General features: G+C 73.2%; 17 protein-coding genes. 13 read left to right on the top strand and 4 right to left on the bottom strand.

What is annotated here, in order from left to right:
• Positions 1-53: 53 nt before the first annotated feature.
• Positions 54-1,394, bottom strand: coding sequence for a 4-aminobutyrate--2-oxoglutarate transaminase (gene gabT, locus ACFYXM_RS09310; protein WP_389288389.1), 1,341 nt, complete (start codon positions 1,392-1,394; stop codon positions 54-56).
• Positions 1,395-1,692: 298 nt separating this feature from the next.
• Between gabT and ACFYXM_RS09305 the strand changes: the two genes are divergently transcribed.
• The 10 genes from ACFYXM_RS09305 to ACFYXM_RS09260 all read left to right on the top strand — a co-directional run bounded on the left by ACFYXM_RS09305 (position 1,693) and on the right by ACFYXM_RS09260 (position 17,807).
• On the top strand, positions 1,693-4,179 hold the full coding sequence (locus ACFYXM_RS09305; RefSeq protein WP_389288388.1) for an ATP/GTP-binding protein: 2,487 nt from the start codon (positions 1,693-1,695) through the stop codon (positions 4,177-4,179).
• Positions 4,180-4,353: 174 nt separating this feature from the next.
• The gene (locus tag ACFYXM_RS09300; protein WP_389288387.1) at positions 4,354-5,970 is read left to right on the top strand and encodes a PucR family transcriptional regulator; all 1,617 of its coding nucleotides are present in this window, start codon (positions 4,354-4,356) and stop codon (positions 5,968-5,970) included.
• A 158-nt stretch (positions 5,971-6,128) separates the two neighbouring features.
• Positions 6,129-7,574, top strand: coding sequence for an aldehyde dehydrogenase family protein (locus ACFYXM_RS09295; protein WP_389288386.1), 1,446 nt, complete (start codon positions 6,129-6,131; stop codon positions 7,572-7,574).
• 399 nt (positions 7,575-7,973) lie between these two features.
• Complete coding sequence (locus tag ACFYXM_RS09290) at positions 7,974-9,920, top strand: acyl-CoA dehydrogenase family protein (RefSeq protein WP_389288385.1); 1,947 nt, start codon at positions 7,974-7,976, stop codon at positions 9,918-9,920.
• A gap of 327 nt (positions 9,921-10,247) precedes the next feature.
• Positions 10,248-11,501 (top strand): 1-deoxy-D-xylulose-5-phosphate reductoisomerase, encoded by a 1,254-nt coding sequence (dxr, locus tag ACFYXM_RS09285; RefSeq protein ID WP_389288384.1) that lies wholly within the window; start codon positions 10,248-10,250, stop codon positions 11,499-11,501.
• Positions 11,498-12,808 carry a M50 family metallopeptidase gene (locus ACFYXM_RS09280; protein ID WP_389288383.1) on the top strand — a complete coding sequence of 437 codons (1,311 nt, stop codon included), beginning with the start codon at positions 11,498-11,500 and terminating at the stop codon, positions 12,806-12,808. The genes dxr and ACFYXM_RS09280 overlap by 4 nt, the downstream gene beginning before the upstream one ends.
• Positions 12,809-13,010: 202 nt before the next feature.
• Positions 13,011-14,165 carry a flavodoxin-dependent (E)-4-hydroxy-3-methylbut-2-enyl-diphosphate synthase gene (ispG, locus tag ACFYXM_RS09275; RefSeq protein ID WP_389288382.1) on the top strand — a complete coding sequence of 385 codons (1,155 nt, stop codon included), beginning with the start codon at positions 13,011-13,013 and terminating at the stop codon, positions 14,163-14,165.
• 234 nt (positions 14,166-14,399) lie between these two features.
• Positions 14,400-15,245, top strand: coding sequence for a GNAT family N-acetyltransferase (locus ACFYXM_RS09270; RefSeq protein ID WP_389288381.1), 846 nt, complete (start codon positions 14,400-14,402; stop codon positions 15,243-15,245).
• A gap of 93 nt (positions 15,246-15,338) precedes the next feature.
• Positions 15,339-15,908 (top strand): GNAT family N-acetyltransferase, encoded by a 570-nt coding sequence (locus tag ACFYXM_RS09265; protein ID WP_389288380.1) that lies wholly within the window; start codon positions 15,339-15,341, stop codon positions 15,906-15,908.
• Positions 15,909-16,106: 198 nt separating this feature from the next.
• Entirely contained in the window at positions 16,107-17,807 is a 1,701-nt protein-coding gene (locus tag ACFYXM_RS09260; protein ID WP_389288379.1) for a proline--tRNA ligase, read from the top strand.
• Positions 17,808-17,943: 136 nt separating this feature from the next.
• Here the strand turns inward: ACFYXM_RS09260 and ACFYXM_RS09255 are convergent, their stop codons facing one another.
• Genes ACFYXM_RS09255 through ACFYXM_RS09245 form a run of 3 tightly spaced genes read right to left on the bottom strand, consistent with a single transcriptional unit; the run spans position 17,944 to position 19,920 of the window.
• Complete coding sequence (locus ACFYXM_RS09255) at positions 17,944-18,843, bottom strand: aminoglycoside phosphotransferase family protein (RefSeq protein WP_389288378.1); 900 nt, start codon at positions 18,841-18,843, stop codon at positions 17,944-17,946.
• Between the two features lie 28 nt (positions 18,844-18,871).
• Positions 18,872-19,381 carry a ferritin-like domain-containing protein gene (locus tag ACFYXM_RS09250; protein ID WP_389288550.1) on the bottom strand — a complete coding sequence of 170 codons (510 nt, stop codon included), beginning with the start codon at positions 19,379-19,381 and terminating at the stop codon, positions 18,872-18,874.
• A gap of 14 nt (positions 19,382-19,395) precedes the next feature.
• Complete coding sequence (locus ACFYXM_RS09245; protein WP_389288377.1) at positions 19,396-19,920, bottom strand: hypothetical protein; 525 nt, start codon at positions 19,918-19,920, stop codon at positions 19,396-19,398.
• 176 nt (positions 19,921-20,096) lie between these two features.
• Between ACFYXM_RS09245 and rimP the strand changes: the two genes are divergently transcribed.
• From rimP to ACFYXM_RS09230, 3 genes are all read left to right on the top strand, one after another.
• Complete coding sequence (gene rimP, locus ACFYXM_RS09240) at positions 20,097-20,594, top strand: ribosome maturation factor RimP (RefSeq protein WP_389288376.1); 498 nt, start codon at positions 20,097-20,099, stop codon at positions 20,592-20,594.
• A gap of 2 nt (positions 20,595-20,596) precedes the next feature.
• Entirely contained in the window at positions 20,597-21,637 is a 1,041-nt protein-coding gene (gene nusA, locus ACFYXM_RS09235) for a transcription termination factor NusA (RefSeq protein ID WP_389288375.1), read from the top strand.
• Positions 21,638-21,839: 202 nt separating this feature from the next.
• Entirely contained in the window at positions 21,840-22,118 is a 279-nt protein-coding gene (locus tag ACFYXM_RS09230; protein WP_389288549.1) for a YlxR family protein, read from the top strand.
• The last annotated feature ends 22 nt before the right edge of the window (positions 22,119-22,140 follow it).

Here is a 22,140-nt window from a genome sequence, read left to right as displayed (position 1 = left end):
CCCCGGACCATCCCCGCGAGCAGGGCCGCGGACCGGTCCGGGGGTCGCACGGGTCAGACGCCGGCGAAGCCCTGTTCGAGGACGTCGAGCGCCTCGTTCAGCAGGTCCTCGCCGATGACCAGCGGCGGCAGGAAGCGCAGGACGTTGCCGTAGGTGCCGCAGGTGAGGACCAGGACGCCCTCCGCGTGGCACGCCTTGGCGAGCTTCGCGGCGGCCTCCGGGTTCGGGTCCTTCGAACCGGACTTCACCAGCTCGATCGCGATCATCGCGCCGCGGCCGCGGATGTCGCCGATGACGTCGCCGTTCGGCAGCTTCGCCTGCATCTCGGCGAGCCGCCCCTTCATGATCTCCTCGATGCGCTTCGCCTTCCCGTTCAGGTCCAGCTCGCGCATCGTCTCGATGGCGCCGATCGCACCGGCGCAGGCCACCGGGTTGCCGCCGTAGGTTCCGCCGAGGCCGCCGGCGTGCGCGGCGTCCATGATCTCGGCGCGGCCGGTCACGGCGGACAGCGGCAGGCCGCCCGCGATGCCCTTGGCGGTGGTGATCAGGTCCGGGACGATTCCCTCGTCCTCGCAGGCGAACCACTGGCCGGTGCGGCAGAAGCCGGACTGGATCTCGTCCGCGACGAAGACGATGCCGTTGTCCTTGGCGAACTGCGCGATCGCCGGGAGGAAGCCCTTGGCCGGCTCGATGAACCCGCCCTCGCCGAGCACCGGCTCGATGATGATCGCGGCGACGTTCTGCGCGCCGATCTGCTTGTTGATCTGGTCGATGGCCTGGGCGGACGCCTCGGCCCCGGCGTTCTCGGCACCGGTGGGCCAGCGGTAGCCGTACGCCACCGGCACCCGGTAGACCTCGGGCGCGAACGGGCCGAAGCCCTGCTTGTACGGCATGTTCTTGGCGGTCAGTGCCATCGTCAGGTTGGTACGGCCGTGGTAGCCGTGGTCGAAGACGACGACCGCGGGACGCTTGGTGTACGCGCGGGCGATCTTGACGGCGTTCTCGACGGCCTCGGCGCCCGAGTTGAACAGCGCGGACTTCTTGGCGTGGTCGCCCGGCGTCAGCTCGGCGAGCCGCTCGCAGACCTCGACGTAGCCCTCGTACGGCGTGACCATGAAGCAGGTGTGGGTGAAGTCCGCGAGCTGGGCGGACGCGCGGCGTACGACGGCCTCGGCGGAGGCGCCCACCGACGTGACGGCGATGCCGGAACCGAGGTCGATCAGACGGTTGCCGTCCACGTCCTCGATGATCCCGCCGTCGGCGCGCGCGGCGAACACCGGCAGGGTGGAGCCCACGCCTGCGGCCACCGTCGCGGTACGACGGGCCTGAAGCTCCACCGACTTCGGGCCGGGAATGGCGGTGACGAGGCGGCGCTCCTGCGGAAGAGAGGTCATGCGGGGCTCCTGTGGGGTGTTTCGGACGCTTCTCTGCCTGCAGGCTAGGGGCGGGACCGGGGGTCCGGCATGTTCCGTTCGGGAGTGGTGGCCGTGCGGCGTTGTCCGTCGCGGACATAGCACGCACCGGACGCGGGGGTGCCGGGACGCGCGGACACCACCCGTACGGCCGCCGCCCGGGAGCCCCGCCGGACCCGCCGCGCACCCCGGGCGGCGCGACGGGGCGGACAGCACCGGGAGGGGCACTAGATTGACCGGGGCAGCGGACGGACCCGGCCGGTCAGGGGGGCGACGGTTCATGAAGAGCGACGACGTGCACGGCGCGCGGGGCACGAGCGGTGACCCGCACGATGTGCGGGGCGAGGACGGTACGCAGCAGGGGCACGTCAGCCCCGGCGCCTCCCGGCACGTGGTGCCGCGCCCGGCCGGACCGCCGCCCGCCGCCCCGCCCAGGCCCGCCGGGCCTCCCCCCGCGGCGCCGCCGATGCCCGCCGGGCTTCCGCGGACCGGGCCGCCGGTCGCCGAGTGGCTGAACGCCCTCCGCCCCGCCGCCGCGCCCGGCATCTGGCGGTACGGATACGTGCCGCGGCCCGCCGAGAAGCCGCCCCGGCCCTCCCTGCTCGGGCCGCTGATCACGCTGGGACTCTGGCTGCTGGTCTGGGCGCTGCTCGCGGACTTCCGCATCCCGTACGTGAAGGTGCCCCTGGTGGCGATCACACCGGGGGACTGGTGGGTGTTCGAGACGCTGCGGGCGGACTACGTCCCGCGCGCCGCGTACAGCATCGAGACGCTCTACTACCAGCTGCTGGTGCTGCTCGCCGGGCTGTGGGCCGCCCGCCTCGGGCACTGGTCCGGGATCTTCCGCCACTGGGCGGGATCCAACACGGACCGGGCCCGGCTGTGGGCCTCGGGCCTCGGCGCCCTGTTCGCGCTGTGGCTGGTCGGGAACAGCACGGTGCCCCTGCTGGACGTCGTCTTCTACCTGATCCCGCAGAGCTGGCTGCAGGGCGGCGGCAGCGCGTACCTGGCGGCGGTGGTCGCCTACAGCGCATACGCCCTGGTCATCGCCGCGGTCGTGTGGCCCTTCGCCCGGGCCGGACGCTGGCGCGCCGCCCTCCGCGCCCGGTCGGCGCGCCGCGCGGCCGCGCGGCCGGCGGGCGGCCTTCCGGAGGCCGTTCCTCCCGCGGCCGGGCAGGGCCCGTCGCCCGCCTCCGGGACGGACGCCGCCCGGTGGCCCGCGCTGCGGGCCGCGGGACTGACCGCCGCGGCGGACGTGCTCACCTCGGCCGTGCGCGGCGGACGTCTGAACGACGTGGACTGCGTGCGCGTCCACCACGCCTGGACACGGGCCCGGTCCCGCCACGACGGCCCGGCGTCCTTCGACGAGACGGTGGTGCGCCGGGGCGCCGACGCCTTCCTGCACCCCTCGGGCCACCGCGACCTCCCCCTGCGCACCGCCCGCCACGACCTGCTGACCGGCCAGGTCCGCATCGGCGGCTGCGCGGACGACGAACGCAACCCCTACGCGCGCCGGGGCTCGGGGGTCGCCCTGGACCCCGCCGTGCTGGGCACGTCCCTGCTGGCGGTCGGCCCGGCCGGCGCGGGCAAGACGACCGGGCTGGTGCGTCCCGTCGTCGAGACGCTCGCCCTCCAGGCGCTGACCGGTGCGGTGGCGGTGCTCGCCGTCGGTGCCGCGGGCACGCCCCTGGGACCCGACGACGCGTACGACGTCGTCGTCAGGATCGGCGACCCCTCGTCCGTCCACGACTTCGACCTGTACGGCGGATCGACCGACCCCGATGAGGCCGCGGCCACCCTCGCGGAGGGGCTGGCCGGGGACATCCCCGAACTGGACGGCCGGCGCGCGGCCCTGGCCCTGGGACAACTGCTCGGCCCCTACCGGACGGTCCACGGACACTTCCCGTCCGTCCCCGAACTGCGGGAACTGCTCGCGGGGGACGAGAGGGCCCTCGGCGCACTGCGGCGCGCACTGGAGGCGGGCGGCCATGCCGCGATGCTCCGCGAACTCGACGCCCGGACCCGGCAGGCGGGCGCCGGGTCGGACCCCGCGGCGCTGCTCGCCGACCGCGTAGCCCTCCTCGACCGGCCCGCGTTCGCCGGGTTCTTCGCGACCGGGGAGGACGCACGGCCCTTCTCCCTGCGGGCTTTCGGGCAGCATCCGCTCAGGGTCCGGATCGACCTCCCGGAACGCGCCCACGCGGCGGCGTCCAGGGTGCTGGCCCGCCTCGTCCTCGCGCAGTTCAACGCGATGGCCGAGACCCGCACCGACCGGTCGGTGTTCGCCTGTCTGGTGCTGGACGACGCGACCCACACCCTCACCGCCCGGACCATCCAGGGGATCAGGGGACTCAGGCCGCTGAACGCCGGAGCGGTGCTCGCCCTGCGCACCGTCGACGACGTCCCCGAGGGGCTGCACGCGTCCCTGCTGGGCGCGGTGGGCTGCGGGATGATCTTCTCGGGCGTCACCACCTGGGACGGGAAGCGGTTCTCGGAGACCTGGGGCAAGGAGTGGGTCTCGGTCCGCGAGGTGGCCCAGCACGGGGTCTTCGCCGACCAGCCGTTCACCCGCGCCATGCACGCGCTGCGCAAGCTCGCCACCGGCAAGGCGGTCACCGTCGACGCCGTCACCGTGCGGCAGGTGGAGCGCGAACGCTGGTCCGCCTCCGCGCTCGCCTACGAACTGCCCCCGGGGCACGCGGTGCTCTCGCTGACGTCGGTCGACGGTGAGCACGCGCCGCCGCTGCTGGTACGGCTGGGCGACTGACCCCGGGAGGCCGGGCGACCGGCTCAGGAAGCACGGGGCGACGGCGCCGGTACGCGCGGGCGGCGGTGGCGGCGCGGCCGAGCCGTCGCCGCGGACTGCGCCGCCCTGGCAGAATTGAGGGCAGCCGTTCGTACGGGACGGCGAAGAACGACTGCCCGAGGTCCCACGGTCCCCATGCCCCCCACTCTCGCCTCGCTCGTCCAGCACTCGGCGCTCAGACTCAGGGTGCGTGCGGCGGCGGACCGGCTCGACGTGCCCGTCCGCTGGGCCCACGCCAGCGAACTGCCCGACCCGGTCCCGTACATGGAGGGCGGGGAGTTCCTGCTCGTCACCGCCACCAACCTGGACGCCGAGAACCCCGAGGCGATGCGGCGGTACGTGCGGCGGCTGGCCGGGGCCGGGGTCGTCGGCCTGGGCTTCGCCGTCGGCGTGAACTACGACGAGGTGCCGCGGGCCCTGATCGACGCCGCCGAGGAGGCGGGCCTCCCGCTGCTGGAGGTGCCGCGCCGCACCCCGTTCATCGCCATCGCCAAGGCCGTCTCCTCGACGATCGCCGCCGACCAGTACCAGGCGGTGACGGCCGGGTTCGCCGCCCAGCGGGAGCTGACCAAGGCAGCGGTGTCGGGCGACGGCCCCGGTGAACTCCTCGCCCGGCTCGCCGCGCACGTCGACGGCTGGGCCGCGCTCTACGACACCTCCGGCGCCGTCGTCGCCTCGGCCCCCGAGTGGGCCGCCCGGCGGGCCGCCCGGCTCACGCCCGACGTGGAGCGGCTGCGCGAACGCCCCGCCCCGGCCAGTGTGGTCGTGGGCGGCACCGACGACCGGGTCGAGCTCCAGACCCTGGGCACCGGCCGCCGGGTCCGGGGCGCGCTGGCCGTCGGCACCGGCGCGGCACTCGGCACCGCCGAGCGGTACGCGGTGCACTCGGCGGTCGCCCTGCTGACCCTCACCACCGCCCGCTCCCGCTCCCTCCAGGACGCCGAGCAGCGGCTGGGCGCGGCGGTGCTGCGGATGCTGCTCGCCGGCCGGCCGGACCACGCCAGGGCCGTCGCCGGGGACCTGTACGGGGGACTGCTCGACGCCCCGTTCCGGCTGCTCATCGCCGAGGCGGACGGCCCCCGCGCACCGGTGGCGCTGGGCGAGGCGCTGGAGGCCGCGGCCTTCCGGACCGGCGAGGCGCTGCTGGCCGTCCCCGAGGGCGATCGGCTCGTCGTCCTCGCCGCGGACGGGGGAGCGGTGGTCGCCGCCTGCACGGTGCACGCGGAGGCCCAGGAGGCCAGGGAGGCCAGGGAGACCGGGGAGGCGCGTCCGGCGCGCGCACCGGCGGCGCAGGAGGAGGACCGGGTGATCGTGGGCCTCTCCGCACCGTCGGGCCCCACCAGCGTCTCCGCCGCCTACAAGCAGGCCGAGCAGGCGCTGTCGGTGGCCCGGCGCCGGAGCAGGGCACTGGTCGAGCACGAGGAACTGGTGGCGGGCTCCGTGCTGCCGCTGCTGGCCGACGACGCCGTCCGCGCCTTCGCCGACGGAATGCTCCGGGCCCTGCGCGAGCACGACGCGAAGGGGCGCGGCGACCTGGTCGCCTCGCTGCGCGCCTGGCTCTCCCACCACGGCCAGTGGGACGCCGCCGCGGCGGACCTGGGCGTGCACCGCCACACCCTGCGCTACCGGATGCGCCGGGTGGAGGAGATCCTCGGCCGCTCGCTGGACGACCCGGACGTGCGGATGGAGCTGTGGCTGGCCCTGAAGGCCACGAGCACCCCGCCCGCGCAGGAGACGCCGCCCGGGCTCTGAGGGCCGTCGCGCCGAGGAGTGTCCCGGTCCCGCGCCACATCGGACAATCCGTAGCAAGCCCGGGGCGCACTGCTCCACGTCGGACAAACGCCAGGCCGGGCGTTCGGCCCTACGGTGGGGTGCAGCACACCCCACGACTCCGAAGGGCCGGAACCTCCATGACTTCCACCCACGCCTTCTGGCTCGCCGGCCGCCGGGCCACCGGTGAGGACAGCTTCGACGTCACCAACCCCTGGGACGGCAGGCTCGTCGGCACCGTCGGCGTGCCGACCGACGCGCAGATCGAGGAGGCCGTCGCGGCCGCGCACGCCGTGCGCGAGGAGTTCGCCGCGACCCCGGCACACGTCCGTGCCGCCGCCCTCGACCACGTCGTACGGCGCCTGGTGGAGCGCACCGAGGAGATCGCCCAGCTGATCTCCGCCGAGAACGGCAAGCCCATCAAGTGGGCCCGCGGCGAGGTCGGTCGCGCCGTCTCCGTGTTCCGGTTCGCCGCCGAGGAGACCCGCCGCTTCAACGGTGGCGACGCCCAGCGCCTCGACACCGACGCGGGCGGCACCGGCCGCCTCGGCCTGACCCGCCGCTTCCCGCGCGGCCCGGTCCTCGGCATCGCCCCGTTCAACTTCCCGCTGAACCTGAGCGCCCACAAGGTCGCCCCGGCCATCGCCGTCGGCGCCCCGATCATCCTGAAGCCCGCCCCGGCCACCCCGATCTCCTCGCTGGTCCTGGGCGAGATCCTGGCCGAGACCGACCTCCCGGCCGGTTCGTGGTCCGTGCTGACCGTCCCCAACGACCGGATGCCCGACCTGGTCCAGGACGAGCGCCTGCCCGTCATCTCCTTCACCGGTTCCGGTCCGGTCGGCTACTCGATCCTGGAGTCGGTGCCGCGCAAGCACTGCACCCTGGAGCTCGGCGGCAACGCCGCCGCCGTCGTCCTCGGCGACTACGCCTCCGAGGAGGACCTGGACTGGGCCGCGAACCGCATCGCGACCTTCGCGAACTACCAGGCCGGCCAGTCCTGCATCTCGGTGCAGCGCGTCATCGCGGACGCCTCGGTGTACGACCGGCTCGTCCCGAAGATCGTCGCGGCCGTGGAGGCCCAGGTCACCGGCGACCCGTCCGACGCCGCCACCGAGGTCGGCCCGCTGGTCAGCGAGGACGCCGCCAAGCGCGTCGAGTCCTGGGTCGACGAGGCCGTACAGGGCGGCGCCCAGCTGCTCGCCGGCGGCAAGCGGGACGGCGCCACCTACGCGCCGACCGTCCTCGCCGACCTGCCGCAGGACGCCACCCTCGCCCACGAGGAGGTCTTCGGACCGGTCCTCTCGGTGCAGAAGGTGGACGGCGAGGCCGAGGCGTTCGCCGCCGTCAACTCCTCCAAGTACGGCCTCCAGGCCGGTGTGTTCACGCACGACCTGCAGACCGCCTTCCGCGCCCACCGCGCGCTGGAGGTCGGCGGCGTGATCATCGGCGACGTCCCCTCCTACCGCGCGGACCAGATGCCGTACGGCGGCGCCAAGCAGTCCGGCGTCGGCCGCGAGGGCGTCCGCTACGCGATGGAGGACTACACCTACGAGCGCGTGATGGTCCTCACCGGCCTCGCCCTGTAGATCCCGGAACCGGAACGACACCCGGCCCACCGGTACCGCCCGCTCCCATCCGCCTGGACAGCGAGGGGCGGGCGGCGACGGAGGCGGCCGCAGCCCACTGTGCGGGGGCTGCGGCCGCCTTCGCGTGTCCGCGCCCTCCCGGCCCGGCCGTACACGCGTACGCGGGGCGGGAGGCGGACACGACCGCGCGCTCCCCGCACACTCCCGGGCCGCCCTGTCACGGCGGGAACGGCCGGCGGGGTGGCCGCCGACCCGATCGGCGGCCACCGATGGCGGCGGGCCCGCGCATCGGGTAGATCAGGACACGTAGCACCGTTCGGTACGGCACGGCAGGCATCCGCGCCCCGCCCGGACCGGCCGCGTCCGCCCACCCCCACGCTGCGGCGAGGTGAGTTCCTCATGTCCGCCCCATCCGCACCCAAGAACACCCCCACGGTCACCGAGCGCGAGGCGCGCCGGGTGGCCGAGGCCGCCCGCGAACAGGACTGGCACAAGCCCAGTTTCGCCAAGGAACTCTTCCTCGGGCGCTTCCGGCTCGACCTGATCCACCCGCACCCGCTGCCGTCCCCGGACGACGTCCGGCGCGGCGAGGCGTTCCTCGCCCGGCTGCGCGAGTTCTGCGAGACCGAGGTCGACGGCGCCGTCATCGAGCGCGAGGCCCGGATCCCCGACGAGGTCATCAACGGCCTCAAGGAACTCGGCGCCCTCGGGATGAAGATCGAACCGAAGTACGGCGGACTCGGGCTGACCCAGCTCTACTACAACAAGGCCCTCACACTGGTCGGCTCGCTCAGCCCCGCGATCGGCGCGCTGCTCTCCGCCCACCAGTCCATCGGCGTACCGCAGCCGCTCAAGCTCTTCGGCACCCAGGAGCAGAAGGACGCGTTCCTGCCCAGGCTGGCGAGCACCGACATCTCGGCGTTCCTGCTCACCGAGCCGGACGTAGGCTCCGACCCGGCCCGGCTGGCCACCTCGGCGGTCCCGGACGGCCAGGACTACGTCCTCGACGGCGTGAAGCTGTGGACCACCAACGGCGTGGTCGCCGACCTGCTCGTCGTGATGGCCCGCGTCCCCGAGTCCGACGGCCACAAGGGCGGCATCACCGCGTTCGTCGTCGAGGCGGACTCCCCGGGCATCACCGTCGAGCACCGCAACGCCTTCATGGGCCTGCGCGGCCTCGAGAACGGCGTCACCCGCTTCCACCGCGTCCGGGTCCCGGCCGCGAACCGTATCGGACCCGAGGGCGCCGGGCTCAGAATCGCCCTCACCACGCTCAACACCGGACGGCTCTCGCTGCCCGCCATGTGCGTCGGCGCCGGGAAATGGTGCCTCGGGATCGCCCGCGAGTGGTCGGCGGCGCGCGAGCAGTGGGGCCGCCCGGTCGCCCGGCACGAGGCCGTCGGCGCCAAGATCTCCTACATCGCCGCGACCACCTTCGCCCTGGAGGCGATGGTCGACCTCGCCTCCCAGATGGCCGACGAGAACCGCAACGACATCCGGATCGAGGCGGCCCTCGCCAAGCTGTACGGCTCCGAGACGGGCTGTCTGATGGCCGACGAACTCGTCCAGATCCGCGGCGGGCGGGGCTTCGAGACCGCCGCGTCCCTCGCCGCCCGCGGCGAACGCGCCGTCCCCGCCGAGCAGCTCCTGCGCGACCTGCGGATCAACCGGATCTTCGAGGGCTCCACCGAGATCATGCACCTGCTGATCGCCCGCGAGGCCGTCGACGCCCACCTGAAGGTCGCCGGGGACATCATCGACCCCGACAAACCCCTCGCCGCCAAGGCGAGGGCAGGGGCGAACGCGGCGGGCTTCTACGCCCGCTGGCTGCCCAGGCTCGTCGCCGGACCGGGGCAACTGCCCCGCACGTACGGGGAGTTCACCCATCCCGGGCTCCCGGACCTCTCCTCGCACCTGCGGTACGTCGAACGCTGCTCGCGCAAGCTCGCGCGCTCCACCTTCTACGCCATGTCGCGCTGGCAGGGCCGGATGGAGACCAAACAGGGCTTCCTCGGCCGGATCGTCGACATCGGCGCGGAACTCTTCGCGACGAGCGCCGCCTGCGTCCGTGCCGAGCACCTGCGCTCCACCGGCGACCACGGCCGCGAGGCGTACCGGCTCGCCGACACCTTCTGCCGGCAGTCCCGCATCCGGGTCGAGGAACTCTTCACCCGCCTGTGGTCCAACACCGACGACCAGGACCGGCGTCTGGTCGACGGCATCCTGTCCGGCGCGTACACCTGGCTGGAGGAGGGCGTCATCGACCCGAGCGACGACGGCCCGTGGATCGCCGACGCCACCCCGGGGCCCAGTGCCCGGGACGACGTCCGCCGCCGCGTGCGCTGACCGCCGGGCCACCGGACCGCCGAGCCGCCGGGCCGCCGAGCCACCGGGCCGCCGGGCCGCTGAGCCGCCCGATCGTGGGCCCGGCGGCCCAACGACCTGGGGAGCAATAGGGAGTGGATCAGCGAGCGGCGTCGTGCGGCTTCGAGTCCAAGGCGGAGGAGGGAGGCGACGCGTGGCGTCGGTGACCGACGACAACGCGGGAGGCGGAGTCGCAGGGCGTCGGGAGCCCGCTCTCTATTGCTCCCCAGGTCGTAAGGACGGGCCGCCCGGCCGCGCACGGGGGACGCCCTGTCCACGGGCACGGCCGATGCGGCAACAATGGGGGGCATGAGCGACAGCCCTGCCCCCCTCGCCGACCCGCACCTCGTCTTCGATGCCGCGGAAGGCCGCCGGGATCTCGTCATCCTCGGCTCCACCGGTTCCGTCGGCACCCAGGCCATCGACCTGGTGCTGCGCAACCCCGACCACTTCCGCGTCACCGGTCTCGCCGCCGCGGGCGGACGGGTCGGCCTGCTCGCCGAGCAGGCGCATCGACTGCGGGTGCGCGCCGTCGCCGTCTCCGCGCCGGACGCCGTACCGGCCCTCCGCGAGGCGCTGCGCGAGCGGTACGGGGCGGGCGAACCGCTCCCCGAGATCCTCGCCGGACCCGACGCAGCGTCCGAACTCGCCGCCACCGACTGCCACACCGTGCTCAACGGGATCACCGGCTCCATCGGTCTCGCCCCCACCCTCGCCGCCCTCGGCGCGGGCCGCACCCTCGCCCTCGCCAACAAGGAGTCGCTGATCGTCGGCGGCCCGCTGGTGAAGGAGCTGGCCAAGCCCGGCCAGATCATCCCGGTCGACTCCGAGCACGCCGCCCTCTTCCAGGCCCTGGGCGCGGGCACCCGTGCCGACGTGCGCAAGCTCGTCGTCACCGCGTCCGGCGGACCCTTCCGGGGCCGCACCCGCGCGGAGCTGGCCGGCGTCACCCGCCAGGAGGCCCTCGCCCACCCGACCTGGGCCATGGGACCGGTCATCACGATCAATTCCGCCACCCTTGTCAACAAGGGCCTGGAGGTCATCGAGGCGCATCTCCTCTACGACATCCCGTTCGACCGGATCGAGGTCGTGGTGCACCCCCAGTCGTACGTGCACTCGATGGTGGAGTTCACCGACGGCTCCACCCTCGCCCAGGCCACGCCCCCGGACATGCGGGGCCCGATCGCCATCGGTATCGGCTGGCCCCGGCGCATCCCGGACGCCGCGCCCGCCTTCGACTGGTCGAAGGCGTCCAGCTGGGAGTTCTTCCCCCTCGACGACGAGGCGTTCCCCTCCGTGGGACTCGCCCGGCACGTGGGCACGCTCGGCTCCACCGCCCCCGCCGTCTTCAACGCCGCGAACGAGGAATGCGTCGACGCGTTCCTGTCGGGAAGGCTGCCGTTCACCGGCATCATGGATACGGTCACGGCGGTGGTGGCCGAGCACGGCACCCCCGCCGCGGGAACTTCGCTCACGGTCGCAGACGTCCTGGAAGCGGAGACCTGGGCACGTGCCCGGGCCCGTGAACTCTCGGCGAAGGCGACAGCGGAGGCGCGCGCATGAGCATTTCGACGGTCCTGTTGACGATTCTCGGCATCGCCGTCTTCGTCATCGGCCTGCTGTTCTCCATCGCCTGGCACGAACTCGGGCACCTGTCGACCGCGAAGCTCTTCGGGATCCGCGTCCCCCAGTACATGGTCGGCTTCGGACCGACGATCTGGTCACGGAAGAAGGGCGACACCGAGTACGGGATCAAGGCGATCCCGGCCGGCGGCTACATCCGCATGATCGGCATGTTCCCGCCGGGGCCGGACGGCCGGCTGGAGGCCCGTTCCACGTCCCCATGGCGCGGCATGATCGAGGACGCCCGGTCCGCCGCCTTCGAGGAACTCGAACCCGGCGACGAGAAGCGGCTCTTCTACACGCGCAAGCCGTGGAAGCGCGTCATCGTGATGTTCGCCGGACCGTTCATGAACCTGGTCCTCGCCGTCGGCATCTTCCTCGGCGTGGCCATGGCGTTCGGGTTCCAGACCCAGACCACCGAGGTCGCGGGCGTCCAGAAGTGCGTGATCCCGCAGAGCGAGAACCGCGACACCTGCAAGAAGTCCGACGACGTCTCGCCCGCGCAGGCCGCCGGGCTCCGGAAGGGCGACCGGATCGTCGCCTTCGACGGCCAGAAGGTCGACGACTGGGCCACGCTCTCCGAGAAGATCCGCGACACCATCGGCCCGGCCACCATCACCGTCCAGCGCGGCGGCCAGGAGACGACCCTCCACGCCGTGCTCAAGGAGAACGCGGTCGCCAAGAAGGACTCCCGGGGCGAGGTCGTCCCCGGCGAGTACGTGAAGGCCGGCTACCTCGGCTTCGCCGCACAGACCGAGATCGTCCCGCTCTCCTTCGGTGACTCGGTGGTCCGCATGGGAGACATGATCGAGAGCGGCGTCGACTCGATCATCGCCCTCCCGTCCAAGATCCCCGGCCTGTGGGACGCCGCCTTCGGCGACGGTGAACGGGAGGCCGACTCGCCGGTGGGTGTCGTGGGCGCGGCCAGGATCGGCGGCGAGGTGATGACGCTGGACGTTCCGGCGCAGAACCAGGTCGCGATGATGTTGTTCCTGCTGGCGGGCTTCAACCTCTCGCTGTTCCTCTTCAACATGCTGCCGCTGCTGCCGCTCGACGGCGGACACATCGCAGGGGCGCTCTGGGAGGCGCTGCGCCGCAACGTGGCCCGGGTCTTCAGGAGGCCCGACCCCGGCCCCTTCGACGTGGCCAAGCTGATGCCGGTCGCCTACGTCGTGGCGGGCGTCTTCATCTGCTTCACGCTGCTGGTGCTGGTCGCCGACATCGTGAACCCGGTCAAGATCACCTGACCTGCCGGCTCGGCCGGAGCGCCCCGGAGGACCGGCCGGTGCACCAACGGTGACGGCCCGGCACACAGCGTGTGTCCGGACCGTACCGGAACGCGGCGCTCCAGGATGCGGTGTGCTCCGGGGCGCTCCCGGTGCCGTAATCTCGAAGGCCGGAGCCCGCCGAACTCGGGACCTCGATCCACACCTTGGGGATGCTCAGCGCATGACTGCGATTTCTCTCGGAATGCCGTCCGTTCCGACCAAGCTCGCCGACCGGAGGGTCAGCCGCCAGATCCAGGTCGGGTCGGTCGCGGTGGGCGGGGACGCGCCGGTGTCGGTGCAGTCGATGACCACGACCCGTACGTCGGACGTGGGCGCGACGCTGCAGCAGATCGCGGAGCTGACGGCGTCGGGCTGCCAGATCGTGCGCGTGGCGTGCCCTACGCAGGACGACGCGGACGCGCTCGCGACCATCGCGAGGAAGTCGCAGATCCCGGTGATCGCGGACATCCACTTCCAGCCGAAGTACGTCTTCGCGGCCATCGAGGCCGGATGCGCCGCGGTCCGTGTGAACCCGGGCAACATCAAGAAGTTCGACGACCAGGTCAAGGAGATCGCCAAGGCGGCGAAGGACCACGGCACCCCGATCCGCATCGGCGTGAACGCGGGCTCCCTGGACCGCCGTCTGCTCCAGAAGTACGGCAAGGCGACCCCCGAGGCGCTCGTCGAGTCCGCGCTGTGGGAGGCGTCCCTCTTCGAGGAGCACGGCTTCCGCGAGATCAAGATCTCGGTGAAGCACAACGACCCGGTGGTCATGGTGAACGCCTACCGCCTGCTCGCCGAGAAGTGCGACTACCCGCTGCACCTCGGCGTCACGGAGGCCGGCCCCGCCTTCCAGGGCACGATCAAGTCGGCGGTCGCCTTCGGCGCCCTGCTCTCCGAGGGCATCGGCGACACCATCCGCGTCTCCCTCTCGGCCCCGCCGGTCGAGGAGATCAAGGTCGGCATCCAGATCCTGGAGTCGATGAACCTCAGGCCCCGCCGCCTGGAGATCGTCTCCTGCCCGTCCTGCGGCCGCGCCCAGGTCGACGTCTACAAGCTCGCCGAGGAGGTCACGGCCGGCCTCGACGGCATGGAGGTCCCGCTGCGCGTGGCCGTGATGGGCTGCGTCGTCAACGGTCCCGGCGAGGCCCGCGAGGCGGACCTGGGCGTGGCCTCGGGCAACGGCAAGGGCCAGATCTTCGTGAAGGGCGAGGTCATCAAGACCGTGCCCGAGTCGAAGATCGTCGAGACCCTGATCGAAGAGGCCATGAAGATCGCCGAGCAGATGGAGAAGGACGGCGTCGCCTCCGGCGAGCCCGAGGTCTCCATCGGCTGAGCCTTCCCGGCACAGCCACCGGGACCCGCACGCACCCGCGTCGGGAACACCCGGGCACGGCCGCCGGGACCCCGCGCACCGCGGCGCCCCGCCGGACGGACATCCGACCGGCGGGGCGCCGCGCCGTGACCGCACCCGCCCCGTCCCACGGCCCCGGTCCCCCTCAGGGGCGGCGGCGCACAGCCTCTTTGGGTACAGTGCGGAAATCAGCAGACCGCATGGTGAGGCCCCCTCGTGTTGACGCAGACGACCACCCGGGTCCTCGAACCCAGCGACCTCGGCGCCGCTCTCGCCGTCCTGGAGAGCGACCCCGTCGCCAACGCCTTCGTGACGTCCCGGGTCCGGATCGCGGGACTCGACCCCTGGCGCCTCGGCGGCGAGATGTGGGGCTGGTACGCCGACGGACGGCTGCGCTCGCTGTGCTACTCCGGCGCCAACCTCGTACCGATCTGCGCGGGCCCCGAGGCCGTCAGGGCCTTCGCCGACCGCGCCCGCCGGGCCGGCCGCCGCTGCTCCTCGATCGTCGGCCCCGCCGAACCCACCGCGCGGCTGTGGCAGCTGCTCGAACCCGGCTGGGGCCCCGCCCGCGAGGTCCGCGCCCACCAGCCGCTCATGGTCACCGAGAGCCCGTCCGCCGACATCGCCCCCGACCCCCTGGTCCGCCGCATCCGCAAGGACGAGATGGACGTCCTGATGCCGGCCTGCGTGGCGATGTTCACCGAAGAGGTCGGCGTCTCCCCGCTCGCGGGCGACGGCGGACTCCTCTACCAGGCACGCGTCGCCGAACTCATCGGCGCCGGCCGCTCGTTCGCCCGGATCGAGGACGGCAAGGTCGTCTTCAAGGCGGAGATCGGCGCGGCCACCCCGCAGGCCTGCCAGATCCAGGGCGTCTGGGTCGCCCCCGAACACCGCGGATGCGGCCTCTCGGAGACCGGCATGGCGGCGGTCCTGCGCTACGCCCTGGCCGATGTCGCCCCCGTCGTCAGCCTCTACGTGAACGACTTCAACACCCCCGCCCGCCGGGCGTACGCACGGGTCGGCTTCCGCGAGACCGGCGCGTTCATGAGCGTGCTGTTCTGACCCGGTCGGCCGGCCGGCTGCCGACGGAGCGGGCACGCGTACGCCGGGGCCCGGCCGTACCACCCGTCCCTCCGGGGCCAGTAGGGTCGGCCCATGGCAGCAGTTCCCGGGGACGGCCCCCGCACTCCCAGCGTCCGGATCGGCCCGGTCGATCTCGCCGCGCGCGTGGACGAGGCGCTCGCCGTGCAGGCCGTCGCCTTCGGCCTCGGTCCGGAGGAGGTCGAGGTACGCCGCCACATCGTCCTGCGGCACCTCGACCACCCGCACGCCCGCGCCCTCGGCGCCACCACCCCCGACGGCCGGCTCGTCGGTTTCGTCTACGGCATGCCCAACGAACGCACCCACTGGTGGTCCACCGTCGTCGAGCCCTACCTCCGCGCCACCGAGTGCGCGCACTGGCTGGACGATTCCTTCGTCATCACCGAACTGCACGTCCTGCCCGGGTTCCAGAACCGAGGCATCGGCCGCTCCCTGATCACCACCCTCACGGACGCCGCCGACCAGCCCCGTTCCATCCTCTCCGCGATCGACACGGACAGTCCGGCACGCGGCCTGTACCGCAGCCTGGGCTACCGGGACCTGGCCCGGCAGGTGCACTTCCCCAGCGCCCTCAAGCCGTACGCGGTGATGGGAGCACCGCTCCCGCTGCGCCGGGAGGGGTAGCGCCGGGAGCACGCGGTGGAGGAGCGGGAAGCCGCGCGGGGGGCGGGCCCGGGAGCCGTGCCCGGGGCGGGCCTGGAGCCGTGTGCGGGGCGGGCCTGGAGCCGTGTGCGGGGCGGGCCGCGGCACCAATCGATTTCCGCCCGACCGGGCCGCCCGGCTAACCTCCTGCTCATCACCCTTTCCGAGCAGGAGTTCATCATGGCCCAGGTCCAGCGCATGTCCCGATTGATGATCAAGACACTGCGCGACGACCCGGCGGACGCCGAGACGCTCAACCACAAGCTGCTCGTCCGGGCCGGATACGTTCGTCGCACCGCCGCCGGGATCTGGACCTGGCTGCCGCTCGGCAAGAAGGTCCTGGACAACATCACCCGCGTCGTGCGCGAGGAGATGGACGCCATCGGCGGCCAGGAGGTCCTGCTCCCCGCGCTGCTCCCCAAGGAGTCGTACGAGGCCAGCGGCCGCTACGACGAGTACGGCGCACTGCTGTTCCGGCTGAAGGACCGCAAGGGCGCCGACTACCTCCTCGGCCCCACCCACGAGGAGATCTTCACCCAGGTCGTCAAGGATCAGATCACGTCCTACAAGGACCTGCCCGTGATCCTGTACCAGATCCAGACCAAGTACCGGGACGAGGCCCGCCCGCGCGCCGGCGTGCTGCGCGGCCGCGAGTTCCAGATGAAGGACTCGTACTCCTTCGACACCACGGACGAGGGCCTCGCCGAGGCGTACCGGCTGCACCGCGGCGCCTACATCCGTATCTTCGAGCGGCTCGGCCTCGACTACCGCATCGTCTCCGCCGTATCCGGCGCCATGGGCGGCTCCGCCTCCGAGGAGTTCCTGGCCCCCGCCCCGGCCGGCGAGGACACCTTCGTCGACTGCCCCGCCTGCGACTACGCCGCCAACACCGAGGCCGTGACCTTCGAGGGCGCCCCGGCGGACGGCTCCGCGCACGGCCCGGCCGAGGAGCTGGACACCCCCGACACCCCGACCATCGAGACGCTCGCCGCGCATCTGGGCGTGCCCGCCTCCGCGACGCTGAAGAACCTGCTGGTCAAGGTCGACGGCGAGATCGTCGCCGTGGGCGTGCCCGGCGACCGCGAGGTCGACCTCGGCAAGCTCGGCGAGCACCTGGCCCCCGCCGTCGTCGAACTGGTCACCGCGGAGGACTTCGAGGGCCGCCCCGACCTGGTGCGCGGATACGTCGGCCCGCAGGGCCTCGAGAAGGTCCGCTACATCGCCGACCCGCGCGTCGCCCCCGGCACCTCCTGGATCACCGGCGCGAACAAGCCGGGCACCCACGCGAAGAACGTCGTCGTCGGCCGCGACTTCGAGGTCGACGAGTACCTCGACGTGGTCGTCGTCGAGGAGGGCGACCCCTGCCCCCGGTGCGGTGCCGGCCTCAAGCTGGACCGCGCCATCGAGATCGGCCACATCTTCCAGCTGGGCCGCAAGTACGCGGACACCTTCCAACTCGACGTGCTCGGCCAGAACGGCAAGCCGGTCCGGGTCACCATGGGCTCGTACGGCGTCGGTGTCTCCCGCGCCGTCGCCGCGCTCGCCGAACAGACCGCCGACGAGCAGGGGCTGTGCTGGCCGCGCGAGATCGCCCCGGCCGACGTCCACGTCGTCGCGGCGGGCAAGGCCCTCCAGACGGAACTCGCCCTCGACGTCTCGGACCGGCTCGCCGCCGCCGGCCTGCGGGTCATGGTCGACGACCGGGCCGGCGTCTCGCCCGGCGTGAAGTTCACCGACGCCGAGCTGATCGGTGTCCCGAAGATCCTGGTCGCCGGCCGCCGCTCGGCCGAAGGCGTCCTGGAGCTCAAGGACCGCCGGACCGGCGAGCGCGAGGAACTCACGGTCGACGAGGCGATCGCCCGCCTCGCCGCCCAGGACTGAGAGCCGGTCGGACGACCTCCGACCGCTCGAAGGCCGTCCGACCGGCTCCGAGCCGTACGGCACGGCACACGGCAGCCCCCCGCGCGACGCGCGGGGGGCTGCCGTCGCGCACCCGGGGAGACCCCGGCCCCACGGTCTACAGCCAGCCAGCGAACTCCAGCGTCAGCTCGCCCTCCTGGCGTCGGCCCGCCGCCAGCGCCCGGGTGCCCGACTCCACCGCGCGGAACAGCGTCCAGCCGCGCAGCCGCTCCCGGTCCACGTCCAGCGCGTCGGCCAGTTTTCCGATCCGGCGCCGGGCCGACGCCGGACCCGCGGGCGAGGCGATCAGATCCTCGACGCGGTCGCGCACCAGACGCGCGAGATCGTAGGCCCGCTCGCCGACCAACGGCTCGGGCCCGACCGCCAGCCAGGGCGCGCGCTCGCCCGCCAGGACCTTGCTCTGCCGGAAGTTCCCGTGGAGCAGCAGGAGTTCGGGGGAGCGGTCGAGCAGCTCGTTGCGCGCCGCGAGCGCCGCGGAGACCAGCGGTTCCAGACCCGGGTCGGCCGCGGCGCCGGCGCGCATCGGTCCCGCCTGGCGCGCGGTCCGCTCGGCGACGGTCTCGAAGCCGTGCCCGGCCGGCGGCTCCACCCAGAGCCGGCGCACCGTGCCCGCCGCCTCCAGCAGCGCCTTCGCCTCCGGCAGCGAGCGCAGCGACACCTCGGGATGCAACCGCTCCAGCAGCAGCGCGCCGGGGCCGTCGGCGAGCAGCAGCACCGAGCCCCAGCCGTTCCAGTGCGCCAGCGCCGCGCGCTCCTGCTCGGGCGCGGCTCCGGGCGGGGCGATCTTCAGCGCCGCACGGGTGCCGTCGGAACACGTCACCAGCAGGACCAGGCCGCTGCGGCCGCCGGGGGCGACGACCCGGTCGACGGTCGGCTCCCGTCCGGTCGAGGACAGCGCCTCCTCGGTCAGTGCCGGAAGCCGTGCCAGCCAGTCGGCCGCGTCGCCGTACGACTCGCCGAGCGCTCGCACCAGCCGCTGCGGCGGTTCGAAATCCATACGTGCCTTGTTCCCTCTCGAAGCCTCTTCAGTGCGCGGAGCCGGAGCCGTTCCCCGGACCGGCCCCGTCCCCGGCGGCCTTCTTCGCCGCCCCGGCCGTCGCACCCGACCCGTCGTCGGCGTGCTCGACGAGACCGGGGAACGGTACGCCGCTGCCCCGCCAGCGGACCGCGCGCACGGCCGACTCGCGCAGCGCGTCCGCGGCCTGGCGCCGCAACGGCCCCTCGGCAGCCCGCACGAGGTCGGAGTACACGTCCGCGACCCGGTCCTCCAGCACGGCGGCCAGCCGGACCGCCGCCGCCGCGTCCGGCACCGCGAAGGGCAGGGCGTACGCGGCCCGCGCCGCGACCGGTTCGGCGCCCACGTCGCGGAGCGACCGCACCAGCGCGTCCCGGCGGGCCCGGTGGGCGTGGTAGGCCGCGGTGGCCTCGGCCCGGCGGCCCGCCGCGACGCGCCCGCCGACCATGCCGTAGCCGTACACCGCCGCGTGCTCGGCGGCCAGCGCCGCCTGGGCGGCCTTGCGCGTCGCGTCGCTCATGACGGTCCCGTCGTTCACGAGGAGGTCTCCTTGGCCAGGTCGGTCAGCAGATAGGCATGGGCCGCGCCGGCCGCCGCGATCGACGCGAGCAGCCGGGCCAGTTCCGGCGGCGCCTCCATGAGCGACGCCAGGTGCGCGTCGGCTGCGCGGCGTTCCGCGTCGGCCAGTTCCTCGACGGCGGCCCGGGCACCGGTCGCGCGCGACCTCGTGGATGTGAGCTCCTGTTCGCCGTCGGGGGCCAGTGCCCTGGTGTGGGCCCGCACGGCATCGCGCAACGGCGCGAGCCCGGCGGCGGTCGCCGGATGGGCGCCGACCACGTGCTCGTAGCGGGCCAGCAGTTCCAGGCTGGTCCGCGCGGCGCTCGCCCGGAGCCTGCGCTCCGTCCGCACGGCCCGGGCGATCTCGGCGGCGGTCGGCGCGCCGGCCCGGGCGGAGCCCTCCCCGTCCTCGTTCCCGCCGCAGCCGCTCAGGATCGCGCCCATGGCGATCGCCCCCGTCGCGGTCAACGCGCCTCTGCGCGTCGTCCCCGTGCGCCGCACTTGTTTCTCCTTCGGAGTTGGCCCTGTTGTGACTGGATCTGTCCAGAAGTGATCACCGCAGGCGAGCGTACCCGCGGTCGGGGGGCGGGAGGACGGCAACACCCCTCGGGACCGGATACCCTTTGACCTGACACGCGAGATCCCACAACAGCACACGCGGCCGAGGAGTCACCCGGATGAGCACCACCCAGAGCGAAAGGCTGCGCGGGCTGCTCGAACCGCTCGTCAGCGCCGAGCGACTGGACCTCGAGGAGATCGAGGTGAGCCGGGCGGGCCGCCGCCGGGTGCTGCGGATCGTCGTGGACTCCGAAGAGGGCGTGGAGCTGGACGCCTGTGCCGAGCTGAGCCGTGCGATCTCGCAGAAGCTGGACGAGACCGACGCGATGGGCGAGGGCGAGTACGTCCTCGAAGTCAGTTCCCCCGGTGCCGACCGCCCGCTGACGGAGCACCGCCACTACGTACGCGCCACGGGCCGTCTGGCCAGGCTGCACCTGCGCGAGGACGGCGAGCTGGTCGCCCGGATCCTCGCCGTGGACGAGGACGGGCTCGACCTGGAGGTGCCGGGCGTCAAGGGCCGCAGGCCCACTTCCCGCCGGATCGCCTTCGACGAGATCGCCAAGGCGCGCGTGGAGATCGAATTCAACCGCAAGGACAAGAAGGAAGAGGAGGCGTAGCCGTGGACATCGACGTGAAGCTCTTGAAGGGCTTGGCGCAGGACAAGGAGATCCCCTTCGACGTGCTCGTCGAGGCGATCGAGTCGGCCCTCCTCATCGCCTACCACCGGACCGAGGGAAGCCACCGCCGCGCGCGCGTGGAGATCGACGAGCGCGGCCATGTGACGGTGTGGGCGACGGAGGACCCGGCCGACCTGGAGCCGGGCCAGGAGCCCAAGGAGTTCGACGACACCCCCTCCGGGTTCGGCCGGATCGCGGCGTCCACGGCCAAGCAGGTCATTCTGCAGCGCCTGCGCGACGCGGAGGACGACAAGACGTTCGGGGAGTACGCGGGCCACGAGGGCGACATCGTCAGCGGCGTCGTCCAGCAGGGCAAGGACCCGAAGAACGTGCTGGTCGACATCGGCAGGCTGGAGGCCATCCTGCCGGTGCAGGAGCAGGTGCCGGGCGAGGAGTACCCGCACGGCCTGCGCCTGCGCACCTACGTCGTCCGGGTCGTCAAGGGTGTGCGCGGTCCGTCCGTGACGCTGTCGCGCACGCACCCCAATCTGGTGAAGAAGCTCTTCGCGCTGGAGGTCCCGGAGATCGCCGACGGCTCCGTCGAGATCTGCGCGATCGCCCGCGAGGCCGGTCACCGCACCAAGATCGCGGTCCGTTCGACCCGCTCCGGCCTCAACGCCAAGGGCGCCTGCATCGGCCCGATGGGCGGCCGGGTGCGCAACGTGATGGCCGAACTCCACGACGAGAAGATCGACATCGTCGACTGGTCGGACGACCCGGCCGAGATGGTCGCCAACGCCCTGTCGCCCGCGCGGGTGAGCAAGGTCGAGATCGTGGACCTCGGCGCCCGGTCCGCCCGGGTCACCGTCCCGGACTACCAGCTCTCGCTCGCGATCGGCAAGGAGGGGCAGAACGCCCGCCTCGCCGCCCGCCTCACCGGCTGGCGCATCGACATCCGCCCGGACACGGAGACGGACGCCGAGCGTGACGTCGCCGACCGGGAGCGGTCCGAGCGGGCCCGTCAGCGGTCGGAGCGCGGCTGATCCGCCCGCCGGGCCGGGCGGCCGCCCGGCCCGGCGGCCCGGCGGTGTCCGGAGGCGGCGACGGCGGGACGGGAGCACCGGCGCCAGGTGATTTCGTGCGGGCCGCGGGAATAATCCCCGGGCGGCGTACCGCTATGACAACAACATGCGTTCGATTTTTGCCCCAAAGGGGTGAGGTCGATGCGGGGAGGTAGACTTGGACGTGTCTGGCCGGACGCATGCCCTCGCGTGCCCTGAGCGAACCTGCGTGGGATGCCGGGAGCGGGCGGCCAAGCACGAGCTGCTGCGCATCGTCGCGGACGGGGACGCCTGTGTCCCCGATCCTCGCGGTACGCTGCCCGGCCGGGGTGCGTACGTACACCCCGTCTCTGTCTGTCTGGACCTGGCGGTTCGCCGCCGGGCGTTCCCCCGGGCCTTCAAGGCCAAGGGGCCGTTCGACACCACCGCGCTGCGGGGGTTCGTCGAGCGGGCGACACCGTAAGAAATGAACGGCACGGAAAACC

This window comes from Streptomyces sp. NPDC002476 (assembly GCF_042889785.1).
Lineage (GTDB): Bacteria > Actinomycetota > Actinomycetes > Streptomycetales > Streptomycetaceae > Streptomyces.
This window is presented reverse-complemented; position numbering and strand designations above follow the sequence as displayed.